Here is a 26,135-nt window from a genome sequence, read left to right on the forward strand (position 1 = left end):
GCCACTTTTTAGTAAGATATATAGGTAGAGATTCTTTAGGAGGGGTAAACTAACCTTATGTCTATTAAATTAGTCGCTGTCGATATCGACGGCACACTTTTAACCAACGACCGTAAAGTCACGCCTGAGGTTTTTGAAGCTGTTCAAGAAGCTAAAAAACAAGGTGTTAAGGTCATTATCGCAACTGGACGTCCTATCCCAGGTGTTCAGCCACTTCTTAACGAATTAAATCTAAGAGAAGAAGGCGATTATGTCATCACCTTCAATGGTGGGCTAGTCCAAGATACTTCAACTGGTGAAAACATCATCACAGAAACCATGACCTATGAAGACTATCTTGATATTGAATTCCTTAGCCGTAAATTAGATGTTCACATGCATGCTATCACGAAAAAAGGTATTTACACGGCTAACCGCAACATTGGAAAATACACGGTTCACGAATCAAGTTTGGTTAATATGCCAATTTTTTACCGCACTCCAGAAGAAATGGGCGATAAAGAAATTATTAAAATGATGTACATCGATGAACCTGAAGTTCTTGATGCTGCCATCGAAAAAATTCCACAAGAATTCTTCGATAAATACACGATTGTTAAATCAACACCATTTTACTTAGAATTCATGAACAAAAAAGCCAGTAAAGGAAATGCCATCAAGCACCTTGCTGAAAAAATGGGGCTTACTGCTGACCAAACCATGGCTATCGGTGATGCCGAAAATGACCGTGCTATGCTAGAAGCGGTTGGTAACCCAGTTGTTATGGAAAATGGTACACCAGAACTTAAAGAAATCGCTAAATATATTACAAAATCAAACGAAGAAAGCGGCGTTGCACACGCCCTTAGAGAGTGGGTCTTAGAATAATGTATAGCTATAAAATCGGTATCTCAGCTGAAGAGCACGATAATTTTGCAAAATCAAGCAATCAAACAAACCTTTTACAATCATCAAATTGGGAAAAAGTTAAAGATAATTGGGACAACGAACGCATTGGTTTTTACAAAGATGACCAATTAGTCGCTTCTGCTTCTATCCTTATCAAAGCTTTGCCACTTGGCTTTACCATGCTTTACATCCCACGTGGACCAATTATGGATTACAGTGACAAAGAACTTGTTGCATTTGTCATCAAATCACTTAAAAAATACGGTAAAACAAAACACGCCCTTTTCATCAAAATGGACCCAGCTTTGTTGCTTAAACAATACAAAATTGGTGAAGAAGTTGATGAAAATAAAGACACACTTCTTGCTATCGACAACTTAAAAGCTGCTGGTTGCGAATGGACTGGACGCACAACAACTATTGCTGAAAGCATCCAACCACGTTTCCAAGCTAATGTCTACACACAAGAAGACATGACATCAACTTTCCCTAAACACACAAAACGTTTGATGAAAGACGCTGTTCACCGTGGTGTTATCACTACACGTGGTACAATCGATGATGTGAAAGCTTTTGCTGACGTCGTTGCCCTTACAGAAAACCGTAAAGGGGTTGCTCTTCGTAACGAAGATTACTTCCGCAAAATGATGGAAATTTATGGTGACGATGCTTACCTTCACTTGGCAAAAGTTAACCTTCCAAAACGTTTAGCTGAATACAAAGAACAATTGGCTCAAATCGAAAAAGACTTGGCTGAAACAGCTGAACACCAAAAGAAACGTTTGACAAAACTCACTCAACAAAAAAATTCTGTTACAAAATACATCAAAGAATTTGAAGAATTCGTTGAAAAATACCCTGATGAATTAATCATCGCTGGTATCTTGTCAGTGTCATTTGGTAACGTTATGGAAATGCTTTACGCTGGTATGAACGATGAATTCAAGAAATTCTACCCTCAATACTCACTTTATCCAAAAGTATTTGAAGATGCTTACGCCGATGGCATCATCTGGGCAAATATGGGTGGTGTCGAAGGAACACTTGATGACGGTTTGACTAAATTCAAATCAAACTTCAACCCTACAATCGAAGAATTCATCGGTGAATTTAACATTCCAGTAAATGGTTTGCTTTACAAACTATCAAACTTGGCTTATAACATTCGCAAACAAAGGAGAAATAGCCATTAATGTCTCTTGAGATTATCGATAAAAAAGTTTTTGAGACTTTTTGCAATACCGTCAACTACAAATCTTTCATGCAATCTGTCGAAATGGCAGATTTGCTTGAAAAACGTGGCTACCAAGTCACTTTTCTTGGATTAAAAGAAGCTGATGAAATCCAAGTTGCTGGTGTCCTTTACTCTATACCAGTGGCTGGCGGACTTCATATGGAAATCAATTCTGGTCCTGCTTCTCGTGATCAGTCTTACCTAAAAGCCTTCTACCAAGGCCTTCAAAGCTACGCCAAAGAAAATGGTGCCATCGAACTATTGGTTAAACCATTTGATACCTATCAACACTTTGATACCAATGGTGAAGCAACTGATGATGAAAGAATCAACTTGATTGAAGATTTCACATCACTAGGCTATCAACACGATGGTCTTATGACAGGTTACCCTGGCGGTGAGCCTGATTGGCATTACGTCAAAGATTTGACCGATTTGGATGAAAAATCCTTACTAAAATCATTCAGTAAAAAAGGTCGTCCACTTGTTAAGAAAGCTAAAACATTTGGAATTACTCTTCGAAAACTTGATCGTAGCGAGCTTCCGCTCTTCAAAGAAATCACTTCTGCAACTTCTAACCGCAGAGATTATGTCGATAAATCACTAGACTACTATCAAGATTTCTATGATAGCTTTGGTGACGCTTGTGAATTTATGGTAGCAAGCCTTAATTTCCAAGATTATCTCAAACACCTCGAAAGCGACCAAGCTAAACTCGAAAAACGAATCGAGAAACTTCGTACAGCTATTGAAAACAATAACGGATCTGAAAAGAAACAAAATCAGCTGCGTGAATTATCAAGTCAATCAGCTACATTTGATACACGTATTGCAGAAGCCAAAATATTCATTGAAAAATATGGTTCACAAAACGTTATCTTAGCAGGTAGCCTCTTCGTTTATACTAAACAAGAAGCTGTCTACCTCTTCTCTGGTTCTTACCCTGAGTTCAATAAATTCTATGCACCAGCTCTTCTTCAAGAATACGTTATGCTAGAAGCTATTAAACGCGGTATTACTACTTATAACCTCTTAGGTATTACAGGAGTGTTTGATGGTTCTGATGGCGTTCTACGCTTTAAACAAAATTATAACGGCTACATCACACGTAAGATGGGAACATTCCGTTATTACCCACATCCTCTCAAATACAAACTTATCCATAATCTCAAAAAAATTCTTAGACGTTATTAAACTTAAAAGGCTTGGAAATAAAATCCAAGTCTTTTTTTGTACAAAAAAACTACTTGTCCTAGGACAGGTAGTTTTTAATATGGCTTCAATGATTCCTGATTATTTTACGAAGTCAAGAAGTGCAAGGAAGCTTTCTGGTTGAAGTGATGCACCACCAACAAGGGCACCATCAACGTCTGGGCAAGCCATGTAAGCTGCAACGTTTTCAGGTTTAACTGAACCACCGTATTGAACGCGAACTTTGTCAGCTACTGCTTGACCGAAGTCAGCTGCAACTGTGTCACGAACTACTTTACACATTTTTTGTGCGTCGTCTTGGCTAGCTGATTTACCAGTACCGATAGCCCAGATTGGTTCGTATGCGATAACAAGTGAAGAAACTTGTTCTTCTGACAATCCAGCAAGAGCAGCAGAAACTTGTCCACCTACGAATTCAGCAGCTTTACCAGCTTCGTAAGTTTCAAGAGTTTCACCACAGCAGATGATTGGAAGCATACCGTTAGCAAAGATAGCTTTTGCTTTTTTGTTGATATCTTCGTCAGTTTCGTGGAAGTATTCACGACGTTCTGAGTGACCGATTACAACGTAGTCAGTTCCCATTTCAGACAATACTTTAGGGCTGTTTTCACCAGTGAAAGCACCAGCGTTTTCAAAGTAGCAGTTTTCGGCAGCAACTTTAAGGTTTGAACCTTTAGCTGCAGCAAGAACTGTTGAAAGGTCAAGTGCAGGAGCTGCGATACCAGCTTCAACAAGTTCTGATGAAGGCAATTTAGAAGCTACTGCTTCAACGAATGCTTTAGCTTCTTCTGGATTTTTGTTCATTTTCCAGTTACCAGCGATAAATGGTTTACGTGACATTTCACATACCTCTTCTATTTTTATTTACCCCCTTATTTTATCATATTTTCAGCATCTTTTAAAGGTTCGAGGGGATTTTTACACATAATCATGAAAGAAATTGCAAAAAAAGAGCCCCTTTCGGGACTCTTTCCACAATTACTATCTGACTAATAATTGTTATCTGGGAACTTAATTAATTAACTAAAATTAAGCTTCGATTTCTGAAACGATACCTGAACCAACAGTACGTCCACCTTCACGGATTGAGAATGTAGTACCTTGTTCAACGGCGATTGGGTGAATCAATTCAACGTCGATAGTAACGTTATCACCAGGCATTACCATTTCAGTACCTGCTGGAAGTTCGATTGAACCAGTAACGTCAGTTGTACGGAAGTAGAATTGTGGACGGTAGTTGTTGAAGAATGGAGTGTGACGTCCACCTTCTTCTTTAGTAAGGATGTAAACTTCACCTTTGAATTTAGTGTGTGGGTGGATTGAACCTGGTTTAGCAAGAACTTGACCACGTTCGATTTCATCACGTTGGATACCACGAAGAAGAACACCAACGTTATCCCCTGCAAGACCTTCATCAAGTTGTTTACGGAACATTTCAACACCAGTAACAACAGCTTTTTGGATGTCGTCACGGATACCAACGATTTCAACTTCGTCGTTGACTTTAACAGTACCACGGTCGATACGTCCTGATGCTACAGTACCACGACCAGTGATTGAGAATACGTCTTCGACTGGAAGAAGCAATGGTTTGTCAGTATCACGTTCTGGTTCTGGAATGTATTCATCTACAGTGTCCATCAATTCCATGATGATGTCTTCGTAGTGAGTGTCACCTTCAAGAGCTTTAAGTGCTGAACCTTGGATAACTGGAAGTTCATCACCTGGGAAATCGTATTCTGAAAGAAGGTCACGGATTTCCATTTCAACCAATTCAAGCAATTCTTCGTCATCAACAAGGTCAACTTTGTTCATGAAGACGATAAGGTGTTTAACACCAACTTGACGTGAAAGAAGGATGTGTTCACGAGTTTGTGGCATTGGACCATCTGTTGAAGCTACTACAAGGATAGCACCATCCATTTGGGCAGCACCAGTGATCATGTTTTTAACGTAGTCCGCGTGTCCTGGAGCGTCGATGTGAGCGTAGTGACGTTTAGCAGTTTCGTATTCAACGTGTGCAGTGTTGATTGTGATACCGCGTTCGCGTTCTTCAGGAGCAGCATCGATAGAAGCGTAGTCTTTTGGTGTGTTAACTGCGCTTGGAAGACGACGAGCAAGAACTGTTGTAATTGCAGCTGTCAAAGTAGTTTTACCGTGGTCAACGTGTCCAATTGTACCAATGTTAACGTGTGGTTTACTACGATCGTATTTTTCTTTTGCCATTTGGGTAAAAGCCTCCAATAAAATATATTTTATAGATAGACAGTAGGCAATACAGTCTAACTTTACCTTACTATTTTAACAAATTATGCAAGAATTGCAAGTATTTTACTGCTTAATTTAAGATTTCTTCATTTTGTAAGGGTGTGAATAGACAAAATATAACCATTTTTGCTTGTATTTACATGAAAGAAACTTCCATTTTCAAGTTCACTTTCCTTCTTTTCTTTAACAAAAAAATCCCCTAATTTCTTAGGAGATTTCTCTTTATTAATAAAAGCTATCTAAATCAATAACGTTATCTTCTTCGTGGATTTGAGCTGCTCGTTGTTTTGCTCGTAACTCTGCTTCTGCTTCGCGATAAATTTCTTCGCGTTTTTCATTAGCATCGATATTCAAAACAAAACCAACCGCTACCGACAAGACCAGGACACTATTTCCTCCCTGCGATAGGAATGGGAAGGTAACCCCTGTAGATGGAATCAAGCCTGAAATACCACCGATATTAACGAAGGTTTGCATTAGAATCATCCCACCAATTCCAAGAGCAATCATCGAGTTAAATGGATTTTTAGCCTTAATACCAACATGCATGATGCGCAAGATTAGGAAAAATAGCAAAGCTAGGATGAGGCTTGCACCAATCATGCCAAGTTCTTCCATCACGACTGGGAAAACAAAGTCTGTGGTTGCTTCTGGGAGATAGCCACCTTTTTCAATGGAATTTCCAAGACCACGTCCAAACCAGCCACCGTTACTCATCGCATAGTATGAATGCGCCAATTGGTGTCCTGAATCGGACAAGTCTCTAAATGGGTTATAAAAGGCGCTGAAACGTTTAGCAACATAACCAAAGACAGGAACTTTCCCCATCTTATCAACCCCGACAATAGCAATTATGCCAAGAAAGACAGTTGAGAAGGCTGTGATGGTTGCCAGAATAGCTGAAAACCAACGATAACCTACACCACTGATAGAATACATAATCAAACCAGTCAAAACGACGATAGCTGCATTTCCAAGGTCAGGCTGCGCCGCAACCAAAAGAACCATAACTAACGAATACACGCGCCAATCTTTCAAATCGCTAAGCTTAGTTGGCCACCATTTGCGCTTAGTTAAAGCTTGATAATCATATGTCGAAATCAATTCTTGACGCCTTGCAAATGTAAAAGCTAAGAACCACACGATGATGATTTTTAAATACTCAGCTGGTTGGAAACTAATAGGACCAATGACAATCCAACCATGGGCACCGTTGACGGTCTTGGTAAAGAAACGTGCAATCAACAAAAGCACTACTTCTATCATCATGGTCATTGTCAATGTACGAGAGTTTTTCAAAAAGTTTAATTTTAACTTATATATAAAACCAATTGCAAATAGACTGATTAACCAAAAAACACCTTGGTTCAGTACTGACATAAAGGGATTCACACCATACTGAATCAGTGTCGCACTAGTTGTTGAATAAACAACAATCAGTCCAATTACTGAAAGGATTAAATAAGGCACTAGGATAGAGTAATTTAGGAGATGCCTTTTATCAATTTTCATAGAGTCACCTATAATATCTTCGAATTTATCATATGACATTATATCATCTTTCTGGACTAAAAAAAAGTCAAAGTCTGAGAACTTAATCCCAGACCTTGACCTTGGTTAAACATATCAGCCAGAATTACGTAATCCTGTGGCAATACCATTAATTGTAGTGTGAATGAGTTTTTCGTAATCTTCGTCCAACTCATCGTGGCGCAAACGTTTAATTAATTCAATTTGAATGTAGTTCAAAACGTTAAAGTATGGAATGCGGTAATCCAAACTTGCGCGAAGTGATGGATTTTCTTCCAACAAGTTATCATGTTTTTCAATTGCCAAGATAACATCTTTTGTCAATTGCCATTCGTCAAGAATAACATTGAAGACGCTACGAACTTCTTCACTTTCAGCCAATTTTGAATATTGGAAAGCAATATTCATGTTTGATTTAGACAATACCATGTCTACATTTGAAAGAAGTGAATGGAAGAATGGCCATTTTTCATACATGTGTTGAAGTTTTTCAAGGTTACCTTCTTCAGCATCGATGAAATGTTTGAAGGCAGAACCAACACCGTACCAACCTGGGAACATGATACGACTTTGTGACCATGAGAATACCCAAGGAATTGCACGAAGACCAGAGATTTCTGTGATTGTCTTACGAGCAGCTGGACGTGAACCAATGTTCAAGCTTGATACTTCTTTAATTGGAGTAGCTTCGAAGAAGTAATCGTAGAAATGTGGATTGCCAAATACCAAATCACGGTAAACGCCATTTGAGTATGTCACAATGCCATCCATTGTTTCACGGAAAGTATCGATTTCATCTGGATTTGTAATCATGCGAGTAACGATACGGTCAACTGTCGCTGAAAGCAACATTTCAAGGTTGTAGTAAGCAACATCTTTATTGCCATATTTGTTTTCGATGATTTCACCTTGTTCTGTCAAACGAATGCGGTCTTTAATAGAACCAAATGGTTGTGAAGTGATTGCTTCATATGATGGACCACCACCACGACCGACAGTACCACCACGACCATGGATGAATGTCACTTTAATGCCACGTTCAGAACCGATGCGAGTCAATTCATTTTGAGCTTTGTAAAGTGTCCATACAGATGATAGGTAACCACCGTCTTTGTTACTATCTGAGTAACCAAGCATGATTTCCTGGTAACCTTTGTTAGCTGTAACCCAACGACGAACGATATCATAATCAAGATATTCTTCCATGATACCACGTGAGTTTTCAAGGTCTTCGATTGTTTCAAAAAGTGGTACGATTTGAACACGCGCTTTTTGGTTATCAAGAAGTCCAACTTCTTTAAGCATGATAGCCAATTCAAACATATCAGAAACACTTTCAGTGTGTGAAATGATGTGTTGTTTGATGACTTCATCACCTAATTTATCTTTAAGGTAACGAGCTGTTTGGAAAATAGCCAATTCTTTTTGAAGTTGTTCAGATTTTTCAGCATTTGTTGATGACAATGTACGTGGGTCTTCTTGCAATTCTTTAAGAAGAACTTTAACTTTTTCTTCTTCAGAAAGAGCACTGTAGTCGTCAACGATATTTGCTGATTTCAACAATTCTGCGACACAAGCTTCGTTAACGCTTGAATCTTGGCGCATATCGATTGTTGCAAGGTAGAAACCAAAGACATCGACGGCTTGAAGCAACTCGCTAAAGTCACCTGTCAAGAGAGCATCGTCTCCATTATCAAGCAATGATTGTTTGATGATGAGCAAGTCGTCTTTGAATTCTTTAGCTGTTTTATAACTTGGAATTTCATCTTGAAGTTCTGATGAAACTTTATTAACTTTGTTTTGCAAATACTTAGCAATAACACTTGCGTTGTTAGTGCTTGCGTAAACGTCTGAACCAAGTTTACTATTTTCAAGCGCACGACGTGAAATAGTTGGACCAGCTTTCAATTCAATCAATGTTTGAATCAATTTTGATTGGATGTAGTTGAAAGCTTTACGGTATGGTTCATTTTCACGATAAATTGATTTATCGCTTGATAATTCTGCCAAACGTTCAACTTCTGGGCTGATTTTAGTCAACGTTGTTGAAAGTGAGAATGTGCGGTAAAGACCTGTCAATTTTTCAATGTAGTAATTGATGATGACTTCACTTTGAACAGTAGCTGACAAACGAAGAGTTTCAGCAGTTACATATGGGTTACCATCACGGTCACCACCAATCCACATACCCATCGTGATAGGTTTTGGATTTGTAAGGTCGATACCTTTTTCAGCAGCTAAACGTTTGTACTCTGACGTCAACTTAGTAATCGCTTGAATTAAGGATCCATTGTAATATTCCATTACATTGGTAATTTCATTTTTTACCTTAAGTTTTTTCTCACGAATGATGTCCGTTTGCATGATGATTTCAATGTAACGGCGTAAGTCAGTGTACCATTTTTGACGGTTAACAACTCCTGCTTTCACATCACGGTATTTACGCAAAAGGTCGTGAATATGGTTTGTTAATTCAAGAACCGTTTTACGTTGAACTTGTGTTGGGTGAGCAGTCAAGACAGGTACAACATTTACGTTTTCAAGGATTTCTTTAGAGTTTTCGCTTTCTGAAACCATGTCAACAGTCATAGAGAGTTTGCCAAGATAATCCTGATTTGTATTATTTTGGTAGTTGATTTCATAAGCAAAGTCAACGTCTTCAGAAATGTTGATTAACAGTGGCAAAATTGAAAAATAACGAGACACAACAACCATCTCTTCGTTGGTTAACTGAGCTACTAGTTCTTCAAGTTTGCCGTATTCATCACTTGCTGACAATTCAACAATGTTTTGAATTTTAGCGAATACCTCATCACCAACCATTTGATGGGTTGTTTCATCGAGTAAGCTTTTTAGTACTTTGACTTCCTCGGTAATGATCGACTGGGTATCATTGTTCTCCAGTTTTTGGATTGTCACACTCTTCACTCCTTTTTTGTTCGGATTTTAATCCTTTATTACAAGCGTACTACTTAATCATACCACTTTTTACGGAAAATGTAACCCAATTTCTATAAATTGCATATTATTTTATATAATTTTCTGACTTTTTAAAGAAAACTTTGTCTATAAATTCTTTTTAAGATTCCTGACAAAGCTTGTTAGATAAGCGATGTCACCGCTTTACTAAAATTCTATCTTTTACTCAAAAAAATTTTCCAAAAAATAATAGCTCTCTTTTCAGTAAAACGCTTTTTTCTGATATACTGTTCCATAATAATGTTATAAGAAGAGGTAAAACCATGGAATTAAAACACCGTTCTGAATTTCCTGAAAATGAACTGTGGGATTTGAGCGCTCTTTACCAAGACCGCGAAGATTTCCTGCGTCACATCGAAAAGACACTAGAAGATATTAATCTTTTCAAGAAAAATTACCAAGATAAACTCTCAACAATTGATGACTTTACTCGTGCGCTTTATGAAATTGAGCAAATCTACATCGAAATGAGTCACATTGACAACTACGCTTTTATGCCACAAACAACAGATTTTAGCAATGAAGAATTTGCGCAGATTGCTAAGGCTGGTGCAGATTTCTTTACAAAAGCTAACGTAGAGCTCAGCTTCTTTGACACTGCTCTTGCTACTGCTGATTCTGACATTCTTAATGCTTTAGAAGCTAACCCACATTTTAGCGCAGAAATTCGTCAAGCCAAAATTAAGAAGAGTCACTTTATCTCACCAGAAGTTGAAAAAACATTGACCAACCTTGGCGAAGTTTTTGGAGCACCGCAAGATATTTACACTAAGATGCGTGCAGGTGACTTTGAAATGGACGATTTTGAAGTTGATGGTAAAATCTATAAAAACTCTTTCGTCACTTACGAAAACTTCTATCAAAACCATGAAAATGCTGACGTTCGTGAAAAAGCTTTTCGTTCTTTCTCAGCAGGGCTTCGCAAACACCAAAATGCCGCTGCTAGCGCTTATCTTGCCCAAGTCAAATCTGAAAAACTCATCGCCGATATGCGTGGCTATGACTCAGTCTTTGATTATCTTTTAGCTGAGCAAGAGGTTGACCGTGCCATGTTCGACCGACAAATCGACCTTATCATGACTGAATTTGCTCCAGTAGCTCAAAAATATCTCAAACACGTTGCCAAAGTCAATGGTCTTGATAAAATGACGTTTGCTGACTGGAAACTTGACTTGGACGCTGAACTTAATCCTGAAGTTACTATTGATGACGCTTATGACTTAGTCATGAAATCTGTGGCACCTCTTGGAGAAGAATACGCAAACGAAGTCTCTCGTTTTAGAAAAGAACGCTGGGTTGACTTTGCTGCTAATGCCAACAAAGATTCTGGTGGCTATGCTGCTGACCCTTACAAAGTTCACCCCTATATCCTCATGAGTTGGACAGGTCGTATGTCTGACGTTTACACACTTATTCATGAAATTGGGCACTCTGGTCAATTTATCTTCTCAGATAATAACCAAAGCTACTTCAACACACATATGTCAACTTATTATGTTGAAGCCCCATCAACTTTCAATGAACTTCTTTTAAGTGATTATCTTGAAAAACAATTTGATAACCCTCGTCAAAAACGCTTTGCGCTAGCGCATCGTTTGACAGATACTTACTTCCACAACTTCATCACCCATTTATTGGAAGCGGCTTTCCAACGTCGTGTTTATAATCTGATTGAAGAGGGAAAAACATTTGGTGCTGAACAACTTAACAGCATTATGAAGGATGTCCTAAGTCAATTCTGGGGTGATGCGGTTGAAATCGATGACGATGCTGCTCTTACTTGGATGCGTCAAAGTCATTACTACATGGGACTTTACAGCTACACTTACTCAGCTGGTATGGTGATTTCAACTACTGGTTACCTTAACCTGAAAAACAATCCAAACGGTGACAAAGATTGGCTTAATTTCTTAAAATCTGGTGGCTCACGCACACCACTTGACACCGCAAAATTAATTAGCGCTGACATTTCAACAGCTCAACCACTGCGCGACACTATCCAATTCTTAAGTGATACTGTCGACCAAATCATCACTTACACAGAGGAGCTTAATCATGACTAATCTCTACGACTTCACCGTCAAAGCTCAAGACGGTACTGATATTTCTCTTTCAAAATACCAAGGCAAAGTTCTTTTGGTAGTTAATACGGCAACTGGATGTGGCTTAACACCACAATACGAAGGTTTGCAAAATCTTTACGATACTTATCATGACAAAGGCTTTGAAATTTTAGATTTTCCTTGCAACCAGTTTATGAATCAGGCGCCAGGAACTGCTGATGAAATCAATACTTTCTGTACGCTAAATTACCAGACTACTTTCCCACGTTTTGCTAAAATCAAAGTCAATGGTAAAGAAGCTGACCCACTTTATGATTGGCTAAAAAGTCAGGCAAAAGGTCCTCTTGGCAAACGTATTGAATGGAATTTTGCCAAATTCCTCATTGACCAAAATGGAAATGTCATCAAACGCTTTTCTGCAAAAACAGAACCTGAAACAATTGTTACAGAACTAGAAAGCCTTTTCAAATAACATATCTCAGAAAAGCTTATTGCAAAGGCTTTACTGGCGTTACTGACTTTCGTGATGTCCATAGATAGTTTGTTAAAAAATATGACAAATTGGTTACAAAATGATCATTGTTTTGATTTTTGATTCTTTTTACGCTAAAATATGACTAATGAGAAGACGATTAAAACCAATTGTTGTTGTAGTTTTCTTTGCCCTGTTTGGGCTGCTTCTCGTGATTGGTAAAGCTCACTCTGATGGCTTACGAAAGCAACAACTGGCTTCGGCTAAGGCTTCTATCCCGACTATGAGTAGCGCAAGCACGACCCCTACTACATCAACTTCTAAAACTGATGAAGAATTTGTTCTTAATCCGATTATCGACGTTTCAGGTTGGCAACTACCAAATGAAATTGATTATGACACTTTATCTCAAAATATTTCTGGTGCTATCGTGCGTGTCTATGGAGGGTCACAAATCAGCAAAGATAGCAACGCTGCCTATACAACTGGTATCGATAAATCATTTAAGACACATATCAAAGAATTTCAAAAACGAAATGTTCCTGTAGCTGTCTACAGTTACGCCCTCGGAAAAAGCGTCAAGGAAATGAAAAATGAAGCAAGAACCTTCTACGAAAATGCTTCACCTTACAAACCTACTTTCTACTGGATTGACGTTGAGGAAGCGACTATGTCAGACATGAATAAAGGTGTACAGGCATTCTTAAGTGAATTAAAACGACTTGGAGCTGAAAAAGTTGGTATCTACATTGGTACTTACTTCATGACCGAGCAAGAAATCTCTGTTGACGGTTTTGATGCCGTATGGATTCCTGCTTATGGTTCTGACTCTGGCTACTACGATGCCGCTCCACAAACAGACTTGGATTACGATCTTCATCAATATACATCACAAGGTTACCTCGGCGGATTTGATTCTGCTCTTGATTTGAACCAAATCGCCGTTACCAAAGATCGAAAAGAAACGTACGAAAAACTTTTCGGAAAAGCCGATAACAAATAAAGGACTAGCAACTCGCTAGCCCTTTTTATTTTTCTTTAAGCCAATCAAATTATAATTTAGGCATGACAATAAAGAAACATCTCTCTCGCAGTAAACGACATCAAAAATCAGTTTACCTAAATATTTCTGTCTTAGTCATTTCCTTTGCTGCCCTTTTAATCATTCTTTCAAAACTTTTCTTTTCAGGAATCATTACCCACGCGCTTGATCAAGGTTTGGATTTGTCATCAGCTAGTAACTACACTGCATCTCAAACAGCCACTGTCTCAAGCACTAAAGCTAATATTTACACAAAAAATGGCTCAAGCACCAGTCTTCCAAAAGACACTGAGTTGTCTATCAATGCTTATTATTACAAGGCTAAACTAAATGAAAGTGAAGCTACCCTTGCAGAATTTGACATGAATGGTGAGACTTACTATATCGACACCAAAGATATTTCACTACAGCAAACTAACGCCATCAACCAATATATTGCTGGGACACTTACCTATTCACACAGCGAGATTACAGATAGTATTGAAAAGAGCTTTGAACAAAGCGCTTATAAAACATCTGATGGTAAACCTCGTGGAATCATTATTCACGATACTGGCGTTGATGATTCAACCATCCAAAGTGAAGTGAACTATATGGTTCAAAATTATAATGAAGAAGGCATTTTTGTCCATTCTTTCATCGACGATGCAACCATTCTTCGTATTGCTGATGAAAAATACGAAGCTCAAGGCGCTGGTACCAAAGCCAATCCTTACTACATTCAATTTGAATTAACACATGAAACCTCACAAGATGGCTTTGCAAGACAATTAGCCAATGCTGCTTATTACACGGCCTATATGCTTAAAAAATATGACCTTCCCGTGACACTTGGTCAAGAAAATGGTGACGGAAGCATTTGGACACACGAAATGGTTAGCAACTACCTTGGCGGAACTGACCACGTTGACCCAACTGATTATTGGTCAGAAAGTGCTAATGATTATTTTGGTAGTGACTATGACGTTGAAGATTTTGTTGAACTTGTTCAAGCTTATTACAATACGCTATAAAAAGGTAAAACTTGTACCTTTTTATTTTTTTAGTAAAATAGTAGGTGAATAGACTGAAATAGAAAGATTGAGAGGGAATATGGCAAAAAAAGCAAAACTTAAAAAGACTTTGGTCGACCAAATTTTAGATAAAGCCAAAATTGAACACGATAGCTTAGCCATCAACGCATTGAAAGACGAGCTACCTGAAGGCATTGAAAAATCAGATATTTTCAAAACCCTAGCCTTGACTGGTGACAAAACTGGTCCACTTATCGGAATTGTTCAAATTACTGAGCACCTTTCTGAGAAAAAACTAGCTAAAGTTTCTGGCAATAAAAAAGTCAGCATGATTCCACAAAAGAATCTTCAAAAAACAACAGGTTATATCCACGGAGCAAATAATCCTGTCGGCATTCACCAAAAACACAATTTCCCAATCTTTATCGATAACCGTGCTCTAGAAATGGGAACAATGATTGTCTCTGCCGGTGAAGTTGGACGCTCAATCCGCATCGATAGCCAAACCTTGGCTGATTTTGTCGGTGCAAGCTTTGCTGACTTACGCGACGAGTCACACCAATAATGGTTTAGATTAGAAGGTACAAGAATGAAATTTTATTTTGTACGCCATGGTAAAACACAATGGAATCTCGAAGGGCGTTTTCAAGGAGCAAATGGCGACTCCCCACTATTAGAAGAATCTGTTCGAGACCTTGAAAAATTAGGAGACTACCTCAAAGATATCAAATTCGACGCTGTCTTTTCCAGCGATTTAAAACGTGCCAGTGATACTTGTAAAATCATCATGTCACGTAGCAATTATCCAAAATCAATCAGTTTTCAACCAGCGCTACGCGAATGGCATCTTGGAAGACTTGAAGGTAGTAAAATCTCAACAATGACTGACATCTACCCAACACAAATGGATGCCTTCCGACATAATCTGGCGAAATTTGATAACGATATTTTCAACGCTGAATCACTTTACCAAACTACAAAACGTGTCGAAGGCTTTATCCGTTCAATGAAAGGACAACCTTACCAGCATGTTCTTCTGGTTGGGCACGGCGCTAATTTTACAGCTTCAATCAGAAGTTTGCTCGGTTATGAGCCTGCGGTTCTACGCTCTAATGGTGGCTTGGACAACGGTAGTGTTACTGTCATTGAAACCTTTGACTTTGACCAATACTCTTGTATCAAATGGAATGATACTTACTACAAAGAAAAATAATTTAAGTACAAAAAAGCTCTCCATAAGGAGAGCTTTTCTTTGATTATTTACTGTTTCTTGCGTATTTCATACGAAGAATTTTTTCTTGTTGTTTGTCCAAACGAAGTAGGATAACAACTTTATCAATACTCATGTTACTTTCTAGCAAACGTTCTGCTGCCATCATCAAGCCGTTGTTGATTCCCATTTCAAGAATTGGGTTTTTCTTGTCATTAACGTCAAAGATGAACTTGTTATCTGGAAGGTCAAAGAGAACTTTTACAGCTCCAAATAATTGTTCAAAGTTATCGATAGCCACGTCATAAACCGGTTTGATACCAGGTTTCAAGCTACGTCCACGGTGGTTAAACCACATTGAATGCCAGCCACCATTGAAGGCACCAACAACGTCGTTGTCGTAAGAATCACCAACGTAAAGTGTTGTTGCAGGGTTCATGTCAAATTGTTCTGCAGCAAGGTTGAAGATTTCTTTTTCAGGTTTTTGGAAACCAGTCGCTTGGCTGACAAGGACACGTTTAGGGTCAACGTAGTCATAAAGACCAAGTTTTTTAACTTTTTTCAATTGGTGTTCAGTTGGACCATTTGTGATGATTCCCATTGGAACACCTTTTTCTTTAAGAAAATCAAGCGTCATGCGCATTTCATCAAGCATTGTGATGTTTTCCAATTCTTCTTCGTAGATTTCTTGGAAGTGCACACCAGTCGCTTCATCAATTTCGCGGTAACCAAATTCAAGCAACGTTTCTTTACAACGCCAGAAGCGGAAAAATTCAGTTGTCCATTCACCAGCCATAACACGTGGGAAGCCAACATCTGAATAATGACGGAAACGAATGTAAGCTTGATTGATTTTACTCATATCAAAATCAGGGAAACATTTCTCAACGGCAATGCGATAAGGCGCTTGTTGGTCATAAATCGTATCGTCAACATCAAAAACAATTGAAGTAATCATGAATCTCTTTTCTCTCTAAGTTATTTTTACCGTCACATATTATACTATTTTTTGCCCTTCTTTTCAATTAAAGTCAATTCTGCAACCAGAAAACACTTTCTTGCCAAAAGCCACCCTAACACAAGCAAAAATAAAGTGAATTCTAGCGTTATTTATGTTACAATAGGAAAGAATATATATTGGAGGAAAACATGTCAAACGAACACATCGAAGAATTAAACGACCAACAAATCGTGCGTCGTGAAAAAATGGCAGCTTTGGCTGAACAAGGCATCGATCCTTTCGGAACTCGATTTGAACGCACAGCTACTTCTGGTCAATTAAAAGAAAAATACTCTGACAAAACCAAAGAAGAATTACATGAAATTAACGAAACAGCTACTATCGCTGGTCGTCTAATGACTAAACGTGGTAAAGGTAAAGTTGGTTTCGCACACATCCAAGACCGCGACGGTCAAATCCAAATCTACGTCCGTAAAGATGCTGTTGGTGACGAAAACTATCAAATTTTCAAAAAAGCAGACCTCGGTGACTTCCTCGGTATCGAAGGTGAAATCATGCGTACAGACATGGGTGAATTGACAATCAAAGCCACTCACATCACTCACTTGTCTAAAGCACTTCGTCCACTTCCAGAAAAATTCCACGGACTTACAGACGTTGAAACAATCTACCGTAAACGTTACCTTGATTTGATTTCAAACCGTGAAAGCTTCGAACGCTTTGTCACACGTTCAAAAATCATTTCAGAAATCCGTCGTTACCTTGATGGACTTGGCTTCCTAGAAGTTGAAACTCCAGTTCTTCACAACGAAGCTGGTGGTGCTGCTGCTCGTCCATTCATCACTCACCACAACGCTCAAGACATGGATATGGTTCTTCGTATCGCTTTGGAACTTCACTTGAAACGTCTTATCGTTGGTGGTATGGAAAAAGTTTACGAAATCGGACGTGTCTTCCGTAACGAAGGTATGGATGCAACTCACAACCCTGAGTTCACTATGATCGAACTTTACGAAGCATACGCTGACTTCAAAGATATCATGGACATCACAGAAGGTATCATCCAAAATGCTTCTGCTGCTGTTAACGGTAACGGACCTATCACTTACCAAGGTACTGAAATTGCTATCGACCAACCATTCAAACGTATCCACATGGTTGACGCTATCAAAGAAGTTACTGGTGTAGACTTCTGGAAAGAAATGACTCTTGAAGAAGCTCAAGAACTTGCTAAAGAGAAAAACGTTCCAGTTGAAAAACACTTCACTTCAGTTGGTCACATCATCAACGCCTTCTTCGAAGAATTTGTTGAAGAAACATTAATCCAACCAACATTCGTATACGGACACCCAGTTGAAGTATCTCCACTTGCTAAGAAAAATGCAGAAGATCCTCGCTTCACTGACCGTTTCGAACTCTTCATCATGACTAAAGAATACGGTAACGCTTATTCAGAGCTTAACGACCCAATCGACCAATTGTCACGTTTCGAAGCTCAAGCTAAAGCTAAAGAACTTGGTGATGACGAAGCAACAGGTGTTGACTACGACTACGTCGAAGCCCTTGAATACGGTATGCCACCAACAGGTGGACTTGGTATCGGTATCGACCGTCTTGTCATGCTCCTTACAGATACAACAACAATTCGTGATGCTTTGTTATTCCCTACAATGAAATAATTTAGATTAAAAACGTTGATAAATCAACGTTTTTAGTTTATAAAGAACAAAACTTACGACCAATTTACGACAAATATTAAGAAGTCTAAACACTTCTAAAAAAACAAAAACCGAACATCTCAAGTCTAGAGTATCCTATCTAGATGAGATGTTCGGTTCTTTTCGTAAAAACTGGTTTTAAACCAATGAATTTCAATATAACTTAATAGGTAGAAACTACAGGCAACTAGGCCTTTTCTTTTGTCCAGAATTTCAAAATGTTTGAGATTTTTTGAGGAAAACAGGGGAAATTCACTTACTGCGTTTTACTCCGAACTACTGCACTCTTCTGCACTCCAGTTATAAATAGATCCGCTATTCTGCCAAAGTATAGTACTGATTTCTATCTTGCTTACTTGTGCCATGCCATTCCAGGATCTCTTTATTTACAAGACTCTTTAATAATTTACTTGCAAAATTTCTACCCCTATTTGTTATTCTAGCGGCCAAAGCAGTAGTCATTTTTTCTCCGGTATTATACATGATATGTAAAATTGCTTTCTCATCGTCATTTAAATCATTGAATTCGTCATATTTTTTCATCATCTTATCATTAACTCTCAAATGTCGGCTCACAATATTATTTTCAAGAGTTAAAACAACTTTATTTCCTGGCTCTGTGTATTTAGGTTCATGCAAGAAATAAGATTCCATCTCAGAATAGTTTCGCTTCACTCCCTCATTCATTTCTCGTACCCATCCAAAGTTCTAGCAATACGAGGATTACGAGAAAAACGTTCGTGCTTAATATTTTCAACCGTTACGATATTAGGAAGCTTACCTGGACTATGAATTTCTAATCGATCATCAAACATCATAATTCGGATATAATCGCCAAAAATGGAGCAATTTCTATGAGTTACCGCATTTACATCCCTTCAAACCAAGCAAATTCTGGATACTCTGGTAATGTTTTAAATTGCCCATCATCCAAATATTGAAATTCTCTAAGCTGAGTACGAACAAAATCTCGAACTTTAATACTCAATCTTGAAAATAGGTTTTCAATAGTAGAAAATTTGGAAGACTATAATCATTTAACTAATTTAAAATTCTCTTTCTACGTGATTTGAACTTTTTAATGTATATAAAATTGCCACAAAAACAACTGCTATATATATTAATGCGATATAACCATACGGTAAGTAAATCACTAAGGTAGAAAACAATAACCTTGACACAATATCTCCTATTTGGAAATATGTCACCATTCCTCCAAATATTGTAGCCAACTTCGTCTCATCAATATTATTAAATATGATAGTCCCCATTTTAGGATTTAATGCACTAACTAATACACTCGAAAGAAATGATGATAATATAATTAAATAAATATTTTGGAAGTAAAAAGCAACGAATGATAGTAAAACAGTCGTTAAATTCATTTTTAGCAAAGTGCCTATGGAAAGGCTTTTAAATATTTTACTAATTAGAATTAAAGTGCCCCCAAGTATTCCTCCTGAAACAGTGCTAATTCCTAAAAGCGAGATCGTAATCGCTGAATTAATAATTGTCAAATTAGAATCTTTAGAAAGATCAACAACAACTAATGGCGTGAGAATTGCCAAACTCCCATTAAGAATTGGTATAACAAGTAAAGCTTCCTTCATGTTGCCGATACTAAATAGATGGTTAATCGAGAGCTTTAAATTTGAAGTAATCTCAGAAAATGAAGCTTTAAAGTCAAATTGTGATATCTTACTTGTCGAGATCGTCTCGTCATAATAGCTATTAATTTGATTTTTGATCGCTAACATAATTAACAGACTAATAGCAAAAGTTACAGCATTTATAAATGCTAAGTGAGAAAAACTAAAAAAAGTAATTAAAAACGCACCCAATGATTGATTTATAATATTCATCACAGAAACAACAGTTTGCCTAAACGCCATAGTTTCTTCTCTATCTGACTTTTTCACTATTCGATTAGAAATTGGATAAAAAAGACCATTTTCAAATTGTCCCAATGTATCTGCAACAAGATTAACGAGACTAGCAATTATGACTATCATAATAGAAGGTTTAAAATTCATAGCCACAGCAACCAATAAATATAGCAGTACCCGTAGCCATAACGTTTTAATAATCATTTCCACTTTATTAAGCGTTTTATCTGCAATGATACCAAAAAATATTGTAAATAAAATAGGTAGAGTTTCCGATATATTGACGATTGAAATAGCTAAATTACTATCCTTAATCTCCGTAACATAGGTCATCAGAGCTATAAAGTATAATGTATCTCCAAAATTTGATATCAAATCCGAAACCAGAACTTTTAGATATAGTTTGTTTTTCAAGATTTTTCTCATACTTCTCCTTTAACTTAAAAACTTCACTGCATAAACAGCATTCTATCCAATGGGTAGGCATTTCCAGTCCTTTGTGCCATTAGAGTTATAACTATCCCTGAAACACCATTTAGCAATCCAAAGTCAATATAATCAATAACTTCATCAAAGGTTACGCCTCTAAAATATATGTCACGCTCCACAAATATATACTCAAATTTTCTCCATCACTTTTTTTCTTTTTTATCAGTGAAGTAAGCGAGTGGGCTTGTGATTAGGACAATCAAAGAACCGATAATAAAGACTTGGTTAAAGGCTCGGCTAAGATTTTTATTTTTAGAGTCTTTAATCTTTTGGAAGGTATCAGTCAGTTCTTCTTTTTGGGCTAGGAGTTGGATTCCTTGTCCTAATTGTGTTTGTCCTTGGGTTAATGGCAATAGTGCTGAGCTAAGTTGATCTGGGAGATTTGTCACAACTTTTTCTGTGCCTGCAGCTAACTGACTGTTAGCATCATAGAGTTTTCGATAATCACTGCCTTTCTTAGGGAGAGGAAGATTATCAGTCTTTTTAGCCGCAGCTTTGACCTTCGTAAATATCTGGCTTTGTTTTTTAGAAGAATCAGTGGTCTTACTTGTAGAGTCAAAGATTTCTTTGATTTCCATTTTAGCAACAGATTTCACAGAATCAGATAAAACATGCTTATCAATTTGAACATAAGCATCATGCCTGATATTATCCTTAGCCGTGTTAATATTAGCATTCAAAATAGTCACAAGTAATGCCATACTAATCGCTTGCCCAATATATCTTGAAGCGTTGACAATCCCAGAACCAATTCCTGCTTTAATAACAGGAAGGTATCTTACAGAAGCAGTCATAGACATCGCCATAAATCCTAAACCAAGACCAATAATCACATTACAACAAATGATAATAGCTTCTGAAGTTTCAAATTGAACTAAGCTTAGCATAAAAAGTCCAGCTGCTGTGATAAACATCCCAATACCAATAAGAAGTTTCGCAGAAAGTTTTTGGTACATTTTGGTTGCTAGAGGCATTCCCACAGCAATCGCTAAAGAGGTTGGCACGATGAGATAAGCTGAATGAAGAGCGCTATAGCCACGAACATTTTGAAGGAAGTAATTCAAAATCAATGACGGTACAATAATTGCAAAACCAAAAATCATGTAAATGATGCTTGAGGCTGTAAAGGTCTTTTCTTTAAACAGTGATAATTCAATAATCGGTGATTTTACTTTTCCTTCTACAAAAATTAACAAGATTAAGCCAACTAAACTAATGGCAAAGCTGGATAAAATGATAGTTGACGTCCAACCATATTCTCTTCCTTCTAGAAGACCAAATGTCAAACCTCCTAAGGCACAAGTCAAAAATAGCATGCCAAGCCAGTCAATTTCTTTAGCAATACTAAAATCATAAGATTCCTCATTGCCAACTAGAATAAGCACAAAAGAAATCAAAGCAATTGGAATATTAATTCCAAAAATCCAATTGTAGCTTGCCCAATTAATGATAAAGCCACCGATGACTGGACCGCTTGCTGCAGCCAAAGCGCTGAATGCACCTATAACTGCTGTTACCTTACTTGTGTTTGCTTTTCCAAAAAGTGCAATCCCCATTGGTAAAACAATCGGTGTCAAAATTGCCCCACCGATTCCTTGGAAAAATCGGAAAGCAATTAAAAAACTTAGCGAATTTGCCATCATGCAAGCAAATGAAAAGACTCCAAATATAGCAACACCAATCAGCATAACTAATCTACGACCATACAAATCAGCGAGCTTAGAAGCTGTAATAATAAAAGCAGCCATTGCCAAAACATAAATCGTTGAAACCCAGCTCGTATCTGTCAAACTAGAATTGAGATGCTTCATAATGTCTGGTAAGGCAATATTAACGATAGTAGCATCCAAAGCTCCCATAAACATGGCAAGAACTAATCCGACGAACCCAAATACTTTTCTTGTCTTTGACATATTCCTATCCTTTCTTCATAAAAACTCATACCCCATTATGCTTCAAAAAGCTTAATACGATAAGTCAACGCTTTAACATTTTACGAAAAAATAATACAATATTAACAAACCAAAAACCATGACAGATTTTAATAATGTGTTTAATTAAGGGAAAAATATGACGATTAATCGAAAAACAAGCAGCGTTGAAAGCCTAAAAAACGCCCTTATTGAATTGCTTTTTGACAAAACTTATTCAGAAATCACAGTCGCTGACATTGCCAAAAAAGCTGGTGTTAGCCGCGGAACTTTTTACCAGCATTTTCTTGATAAAGATGACCTAGCAACAACCATCAGTGACGAAACCTCCGAAAGATTCTGGAATATTTTATCCAAAGGAAATCTTGATAAACCAGATAAAATCCTCGAAAGTCTAAAGTATATTAAAGATGATGCCAAACACTTCAAAGTCATCTCACAAGCGCCCCATGTGCAATTTTCAAAAACCGTTCGTGTACTACTAGAACGATTGGTCACAACAAATGTTAATCTCAAAAATAGAATCAAACAAAAAAGTAAAATAACTGATGATTTGATTATTGAAGCCTTCTGCGCCTCTTTTGAGCGAATCATTTCCGCATGGATTGAAAGTGACTTTAAAAAAAGCCCAGAAGAAATCAGCAATATTATCGTCAAATTGGAAGAATTGTTTTTGTGAGAGAACCCCCATATTTCTCTGGGGATTTTTTTAATTTAACTCAGTAAAAATTATCGAAATATTTTTTATATTGACAAAATATTGAAATCAGCTATAATTATGGCAGCGAAAGGACGATTTATGATATTAAAAAAATATAAAGACTTTAGTCATGTATTTCTGGGACGATTAATTAGCAATTGTGGTGATTCAATTTACACTATTGTTCTATCATGGTATGTCTTAGAAATGACAAATAGTGCTCGGTATGTTGGGCTATTGAATTTTTTGATTTTTATTCCCAATACCTTTTCTTTTGTTTTTGGAAAAAAGATTGACTCTCACCCTAAAAAATTTCTATTAGTACTATTAGAGTGGGCACAACTATTAGCCGTACTAGGTATCATTATGGGAATGTGCCTAAAAGACATAAATGCTAATCTTAGTTTAGCCATTATTTTTACTTGTGTTTTCATCGCCTCAACTGTCGGGCTAAATACTTACACTGTTCAAGATGCGCTGGTTCCAAAGATTGTCGCTTCAAAAGATTTAGCAAAAGCAGAGATGTATATGTCTATAGCTTACAACGGAACAGAATACGTCTTCACTGCCATTAGTGGATTCTTACTTTCTGTTATCAGTTATATTCCTTTACTTTTTATTGATGTCTTTACTTTCTTGGGATCAATCATTTTGTTTAGAAAGATAAGATTTAAAGAAAAAATTGAAAAAAGTGTTGAAGAAACAGACTTCCTTAGCGGACTTCGCTTTATTTTGAAAAATAAAGTCGTATTTTCAATTACGCTTGGAGGGGCTATACTTAACTTTCTCTTTGGTGGTTTCAACGTTTATCAACTCCTAATTGCTAAAGAAGTTGGTAACTCTGCCTTTTACGGTCTTTTAGTATCTGCTTGTGCTGTGGGAACTTTGCTCGGAACAACCTTTGTGGCAAATTTTTTATTACAAAAACTAAGTTACGGTAAAGCTTTTTGGCTAGCAACTGTTATTTTTGGAATCGGAATTGGATCCACTGCATTGGCACAAAATCGTTTCGTCATCTTGCTAATTTGGTTTATGTCATGCCTATTTTTAGGAGTAACACATGTTGCTCAAAAGCCAATTTTACAAACTGAAATTCCAAATGAACACCTTGGAAAAGTATTTAGTGCTTTTTATACAATAACTATTCCAACACTTGCCATTGGTTCTCTGTTCTTTGGATTTATTGCTGATTTCTTATCATGGCGCATTTTTGTTGTGCTATTTGCAGGAGCTTTGCTTTTAGTCGCTTTACTTTATTATTCAAACAATAAGTTAAGAAATTATAGCATTTGAAACGTTACTAATCTTTATAACATAAAAAGAGCTTGGAAAATTTCCAAACTCTTTTTCATTTTCTCACCCCACCAACTCACTGATATCATTAATCACTTTGGCATTCATGGTGTTAAGGTTTTGAATGTCTTCTTGGTTGTATGGGAAGGTGTTTAACATAATGCCATCCATGCCTGCTGCTTGTGCGATTGCCATGTCACTGGTGAAGTCGTTGCCAACCATGACACTTTCTTTTGGATCAAGCTGATTTTCTTCTAAAACAAGGTTCATAAAGTCAACTTGCGGTTTCTTCATTTTGTGGTCTGATGAGATGTAAATCTTATCCAAAAATTCTCTGCATCCTGTCATTTCAATCTCTGCTTGGGTAAATGCACGCTGAGCATTTGAAAGTAAAATGACCGTAGCTCCTGCTTCTTTTAATGTTTTCAAAGTGGCTAGCGTATTTTCGTAAGCTTGCAATTTTTTGCGTGACAGCATTCTAAAGGTCTGAGCAATGAGATTTCCCCAAGTTTCCAAATCAAGAATGATACTATCTGTCGCATGTTTTTGCGGCGCTTCTAACATGAGTTCGATAAAGACATGAACCAAATCAACTTCGACATGTTCTAGTTTTAGTCGCTTACGCAACTGCTCTTCTTGGCGTTTAATCAAAGCATCATAATGTGTCTTTAGAGCTGGTCCAGTATAATCAGCTCCATAAGCACGATAAAGTTCTGCCATTTGCGCCCATAATTGGGGATTTTTCTCATCAGTCTCAATATCAACCAAGGTACCGTAAAAATCAAAAATATAGTTTTTATACTGCAAATTTGCCATTTGTCCTCACCTAAAAATCTTATGATTACGTTTACAAGGGCTATTATAGAGGAAAATGTGGCATTTGACCAGCCTTAATCACAAAAAAACAGCCAACCATTTTGAAAAATGATTAGCTGACTTTTTTATCATGAACGAAAAGCATCCAAAATGATTTTGAATTCATCGTTTGTAAGTGTCACACCTTTGCCCATCTTGCTGTGGTCTGGGCTCCAAGAACGAATATCAAATTTTGGTTCAGCACCGTTAAAGCTGACACGGTTTAATTCTTTTGTCCATCCTTTATCGCTTTCTGATAGGGTAAGCAAGTGTTCAACGATTTCAAATTTAAATTCTGACATATTTATCTCCTCCTACTTAATATATTCGTAAAAAATTTCTAAACTTTTGATTATTTATTTTTTTTCTTAAAAGGTGTATAATCATTTTA

21 protein-coding genes and 2 pseudogenes are annotated in these 26,135 nt (G+C 37.2%); 12 read left to right on the forward strand and 11 right to left on the reverse strand.

The genetic code is table 11. The features are described from left to right. Window positions 1–57 precede the first annotated feature (57 nt). From yidA to BMX18_RS02010, 3 genes are read left to right on the forward strand one after another with little or no spacing between them, the layout of a single operon-like run. On the forward strand, window positions 58–867 hold the full coding sequence (gene yidA / locus BMX18_RS02000; RefSeq protein ID WP_074560667.1) for a sugar-phosphatase: 810 nt from the start codon (window positions 58–60) through the stop codon (window positions 865–867). Then, entirely contained in the window at window positions 867–2,081 is a 1,215-nt protein-coding gene (locus BMX18_RS02005; RefSeq protein WP_039696548.1) for an aminoacyltransferase, read from the forward strand. The genes yidA and BMX18_RS02005 overlap by 1 nt, the downstream gene beginning before the upstream one ends. Next, window positions 2,081–3,316, forward strand: a complete 1,236-nt coding sequence (locus tag BMX18_RS02010; protein WP_074560668.1) for an aminoacyltransferase — start codon at window positions 2,081–2,083, stop codon at window positions 3,314–3,316. Before BMX18_RS02005 ends, BMX18_RS02010 begins: the two co-directional genes overlap by 1 nt. A 99-nt stretch (window positions 3,317–3,415) precedes the next feature. On the opposite strand, the gene tpiA is transcribed toward BMX18_RS02010, so the two are convergent. The 4 genes from tpiA to ppc form a co-directional block, all read right to left on the reverse strand. Beyond that, the gene (gene tpiA, locus BMX18_RS02015) at window positions 3,416–4,174 is read right to left on the reverse strand and encodes a triose-phosphate isomerase (protein WP_009854602.1); all 759 of its coding nucleotides are present in this window, start codon (window positions 4,172–4,174) and stop codon (window positions 3,416–3,418) included. Window positions 4,175–4,363: 189 nt separating this feature from the next. Next, window positions 4,364–5,560, reverse strand: coding sequence for an elongation factor Tu (gene tuf / locus BMX18_RS02020; protein ID WP_074481466.1), 1,197 nt, complete (start codon window positions 5,558–5,560; stop codon window positions 4,364–4,366). A gap of 267 nt (window positions 5,561–5,827) precedes the next feature. Further along, a complete protein-coding gene (ftsW, locus tag BMX18_RS02025) occupies window positions 5,828–7,114 on the reverse strand; it encodes a cell division peptidoglycan polymerase FtsW (RefSeq protein ID WP_074602474.1) in 1,287 nt (428 codons plus the stop codon). A gap of 114 nt (window positions 7,115–7,228) precedes the next feature. After that, window positions 7,229–10,051, reverse strand: a complete 2,823-nt coding sequence (ppc, locus tag BMX18_RS02030; RefSeq protein WP_074560670.1) for a phosphoenolpyruvate carboxylase — start codon at window positions 10,049–10,051, stop codon at window positions 7,229–7,231. A gap of 323 nt (window positions 10,052–10,374) precedes the next feature. Here ppc and pepF point away from each other — a divergent pair, with 323 nt between their 5' ends. The 6 genes from pepF to BMX18_RS02060 all read left to right on the forward strand — a co-directional run bounded on the left by pepF (window position 10,375) and on the right by BMX18_RS02060 (window position 15,914). Then, the gene (gene pepF, locus BMX18_RS02035; protein ID WP_093814865.1) at window positions 10,375–12,174 is read left to right on the forward strand and encodes an oligoendopeptidase F; all 1,800 of its coding nucleotides are present in this window, start codon (window positions 10,375–10,377) and stop codon (window positions 12,172–12,174) included. Further along, window positions 12,167–12,646, forward strand: a complete 480-nt coding sequence (locus BMX18_RS02040) for a glutathione peroxidase (RefSeq protein ID WP_074602478.1) — start codon at window positions 12,167–12,169, stop codon at window positions 12,644–12,646. The genes pepF and BMX18_RS02040 overlap by 8 nt, the downstream gene beginning before the upstream one ends. 148 nt (window positions 12,647–12,794) lie before the next feature. After that, on the forward strand, window positions 12,795–13,649 hold the full coding sequence (locus BMX18_RS02045) for a glycoside hydrolase family 25 protein (protein WP_074560673.1): 855 nt from the start codon (window positions 12,795–12,797) through the stop codon (window positions 13,647–13,649). A gap of 62 nt (window positions 13,650–13,711) precedes the next feature. Continuing rightward, the gene (locus BMX18_RS02050) at window positions 13,712–14,701 is read left to right on the forward strand and encodes a peptidoglycan recognition protein family protein (protein ID WP_074560674.1); all 990 of its coding nucleotides are present in this window, start codon (window positions 13,712–13,714) and stop codon (window positions 14,699–14,701) included. A 79-nt stretch (window positions 14,702–14,780) separates the two neighbouring features. Beyond that, on the forward strand, window positions 14,781–15,266 hold the full coding sequence (locus tag BMX18_RS02055; protein ID WP_074560675.1) for an aminoacyl-tRNA deacylase: 486 nt from the start codon (window positions 14,781–14,783) through the stop codon (window positions 15,264–15,266). 24 nt (window positions 15,267–15,290) lie between these two features. After that, window positions 15,291–15,914 (forward strand): histidine phosphatase family protein, encoded by a 624-nt coding sequence (locus tag BMX18_RS02060; RefSeq protein ID WP_074560676.1) that lies wholly within the window; start codon window positions 15,291–15,293, stop codon window positions 15,912–15,914. Between the two features lie 43 nt (window positions 15,915–15,957). Here the strand turns inward: BMX18_RS02060 and BMX18_RS02065 are convergent, their stop codons facing one another. Beyond that, on the reverse strand, window positions 15,958–16,869 hold the full coding sequence (locus BMX18_RS02065) for an HAD family hydrolase (RefSeq protein WP_093814867.1): 912 nt from the start codon (window positions 16,867–16,869) through the stop codon (window positions 15,958–15,960). Window positions 16,870–17,060: 191 nt separating this feature from the next. Between BMX18_RS02065 and lysS the strand changes: the two genes are divergently transcribed. Beyond that, window positions 17,061–18,551 carry a lysine--tRNA ligase gene (lysS, locus tag BMX18_RS02070; RefSeq protein WP_039696537.1) on the forward strand — a complete coding sequence of 497 codons (1,491 nt, stop codon included), beginning with the start codon at window positions 17,061–17,063 and terminating at the stop codon, window positions 18,549–18,551. A 354-nt stretch (window positions 18,552–18,905) separates the two neighbouring features. Here the strand turns inward: lysS and BMX18_RS02075 are convergent. The 4 genes and pseudogenes from BMX18_RS02075 to BMX18_RS02085 all read right to left on the reverse strand — a co-directional run. Further along, window positions 18,906–19,602, reverse strand: a pseudogene (locus tag BMX18_RS02075) (ATP-binding protein); the annotation flags it as partial. Between the two features lie 34 nt (window positions 19,603–19,636). Further along, a complete protein-coding gene (locus tag BMX18_RS02080; protein ID WP_074965146.1) occupies window positions 19,637–20,902 on the reverse strand; it encodes an MFS transporter in 1,266 nt (421 codons plus the stop codon). A gap of 23 nt (window positions 20,903–20,925) precedes the next feature. After that, window positions 20,926–21,096: pseudogene (locus BMX18_RS09530) on the reverse strand (lantibiotic biosynthesis protein); the annotation flags it as partial. A 12-nt stretch (window positions 21,097–21,108) separates the two neighbouring features. Further along, a complete protein-coding gene (locus BMX18_RS02085; RefSeq protein WP_074965145.1) occupies window positions 21,109–22,878 on the reverse strand; it encodes an MFS transporter in 1,770 nt (589 codons plus the stop codon). Window positions 22,879–23,035: 157 nt separating this feature from the next. Between BMX18_RS02085 and BMX18_RS02090 the strand changes: the two genes are divergently transcribed. After that, window positions 23,036–23,575 (forward strand): TetR/AcrR family transcriptional regulator, encoded by a 540-nt coding sequence (locus BMX18_RS02090; protein ID WP_074481452.1) that lies wholly within the window; start codon window positions 23,036–23,038, stop codon window positions 23,573–23,575. A gap of 120 nt (window positions 23,576–23,695) precedes the next feature. Beyond that, a complete protein-coding gene (locus tag BMX18_RS02095) occupies window positions 23,696–24,889 on the forward strand; it encodes an MFS transporter (RefSeq protein WP_093814869.1) in 1,194 nt (397 codons plus the stop codon). 63 nt (window positions 24,890–24,952) lie between these two features. On the opposite strand, the gene BMX18_RS02100 is transcribed toward BMX18_RS02095, so the two are convergent. Then, window positions 24,953–25,705 (reverse strand): HAD family hydrolase, encoded by a 753-nt coding sequence (locus BMX18_RS02100; RefSeq protein WP_074868117.1) that lies wholly within the window; start codon window positions 25,703–25,705, stop codon window positions 24,953–24,955. A 128-nt stretch (window positions 25,706–25,833) separates the two neighbouring features. Then, the gene (locus BMX18_RS02105) at window positions 25,834–26,046 is read right to left on the reverse strand and encodes a YdbC family protein (protein ID WP_014335080.1); all 213 of its coding nucleotides are present in this window, start codon (window positions 26,044–26,046) and stop codon (window positions 25,834–25,836) included. Window positions 26,047–26,135 lie beyond the last annotated feature (89 nt).

This window comes from Streptococcus sp. 45 (assembly GCF_900108865.1).
Classification (GTDB): Bacteria; Bacillota; Bacilli; order Lactobacillales; family Streptococcaceae; genus Streptococcus; species Streptococcus ruminicola.

What these genes read in the sequence shown, in the direction of transcription:
- yidA (WP_074560667.1), top strand. Translation starts at nt 58, where the DNA reads ATGTCTATTAAATTAGTCGCTGTCGATATCGACGGCACACTTTTAACC.
- BMX18_RS02005 (WP_039696548.1), top strand. Translation starts at nt 867, where the DNA reads ATGTATAGCTATAAAATCGGTATCTCAGCTGAAGAGCACGATAATTTT.
- BMX18_RS02010 (WP_074560668.1), top strand. Translation starts at nt 2,081, where the DNA reads ATGTCTCTTGAGATTATCGATAAAAAAGTTTTTGAGACTTTTTGCAAT.
- tpiA (WP_009854602.1), bottom strand. Translation starts at nt 4,174, where the DNA reads ATGTCACGTAAACCATTTATCGCTGGTAACTGGAAAATGAACAAAAAT.
- tuf (WP_074481466.1), bottom strand. Translation starts at nt 5,560, where the DNA reads ATGGCAAAAGAAAAATACGATCGTAGTAAACCACACGTTAACATTGGT.
- ftsW (WP_074602474.1), bottom strand. Translation starts at nt 7,114, where the DNA reads ATGAAAATTGATAAAAGGCATCTCCTAAATTACTCTATCCTAGTGCCT.
- pepF (WP_093814865.1), top strand. Translation starts at nt 10,375, where the DNA reads ATGGAATTAAAACACCGTTCTGAATTTCCTGAAAATGAACTGTGGGAT.
- BMX18_RS02040 (WP_074602478.1), top strand. Translation starts at nt 12,167, where the DNA reads ATGACTAATCTCTACGACTTCACCGTCAAAGCTCAAGACGGTACTGAT.
- BMX18_RS02045 (WP_074560673.1), top strand. Translation starts at nt 12,795, where the DNA reads ATGAGAAGACGATTAAAACCAATTGTTGTTGTAGTTTTCTTTGCCCTG.
- BMX18_RS02050 (WP_074560674.1), top strand. Translation starts at nt 13,712, where the DNA reads ATGACAATAAAGAAACATCTCTCTCGCAGTAAACGACATCAAAAATCA.
- BMX18_RS02055 (WP_074560675.1), top strand. Translation starts at nt 14,781, where the DNA reads ATGGCAAAAAAAGCAAAACTTAAAAAGACTTTGGTCGACCAAATTTTA.
- BMX18_RS02060 (WP_074560676.1), top strand. Translation starts at nt 15,291, where the DNA reads ATGAAATTTTATTTTGTACGCCATGGTAAAACACAATGGAATCTCGAA.
- BMX18_RS02065 (WP_093814867.1), bottom strand. Translation starts at nt 16,869, where the DNA reads ATGATTACTTCAATTGTTTTTGATGTTGACGATACGATTTATGACCAA.
- lysS (WP_039696537.1), top strand. Translation starts at nt 17,061, where the DNA reads ATGTCAAACGAACACATCGAAGAATTAAACGACCAACAAATCGTGCGT.
- BMX18_RS02080 (WP_074965146.1), bottom strand. Translation starts at nt 20,902, where the DNA reads ATGAGAAAAATCTTGAAAAACAAACTATATCTAAAAGTTCTGGTTTCG.
- BMX18_RS02085 (WP_074965145.1), bottom strand. Translation starts at nt 22,878, where the DNA reads ATGTCAAAGACAAGAAAAGTATTTGGGTTCGTCGGATTAGTTCTTGCC.
- BMX18_RS02090 (WP_074481452.1), top strand. Translation starts at nt 23,036, where the DNA reads ATGACGATTAATCGAAAAACAAGCAGCGTTGAAAGCCTAAAAAACGCC.
- BMX18_RS02095 (WP_093814869.1), top strand. Translation starts at nt 23,696, where the DNA reads ATGATATTAAAAAAATATAAAGACTTTAGTCATGTATTTCTGGGACGA.
- BMX18_RS02100 (WP_074868117.1), bottom strand. Translation starts at nt 25,705, where the DNA reads ATGGCAAATTTGCAGTATAAAAACTATATTTTTGATTTTTACGGTACC.
- BMX18_RS02105 (WP_014335080.1), bottom strand. Translation starts at nt 26,046, where the DNA reads ATGTCAGAATTTAAATTTGAAATCGTTGAACACTTGCTTACCCTATCA.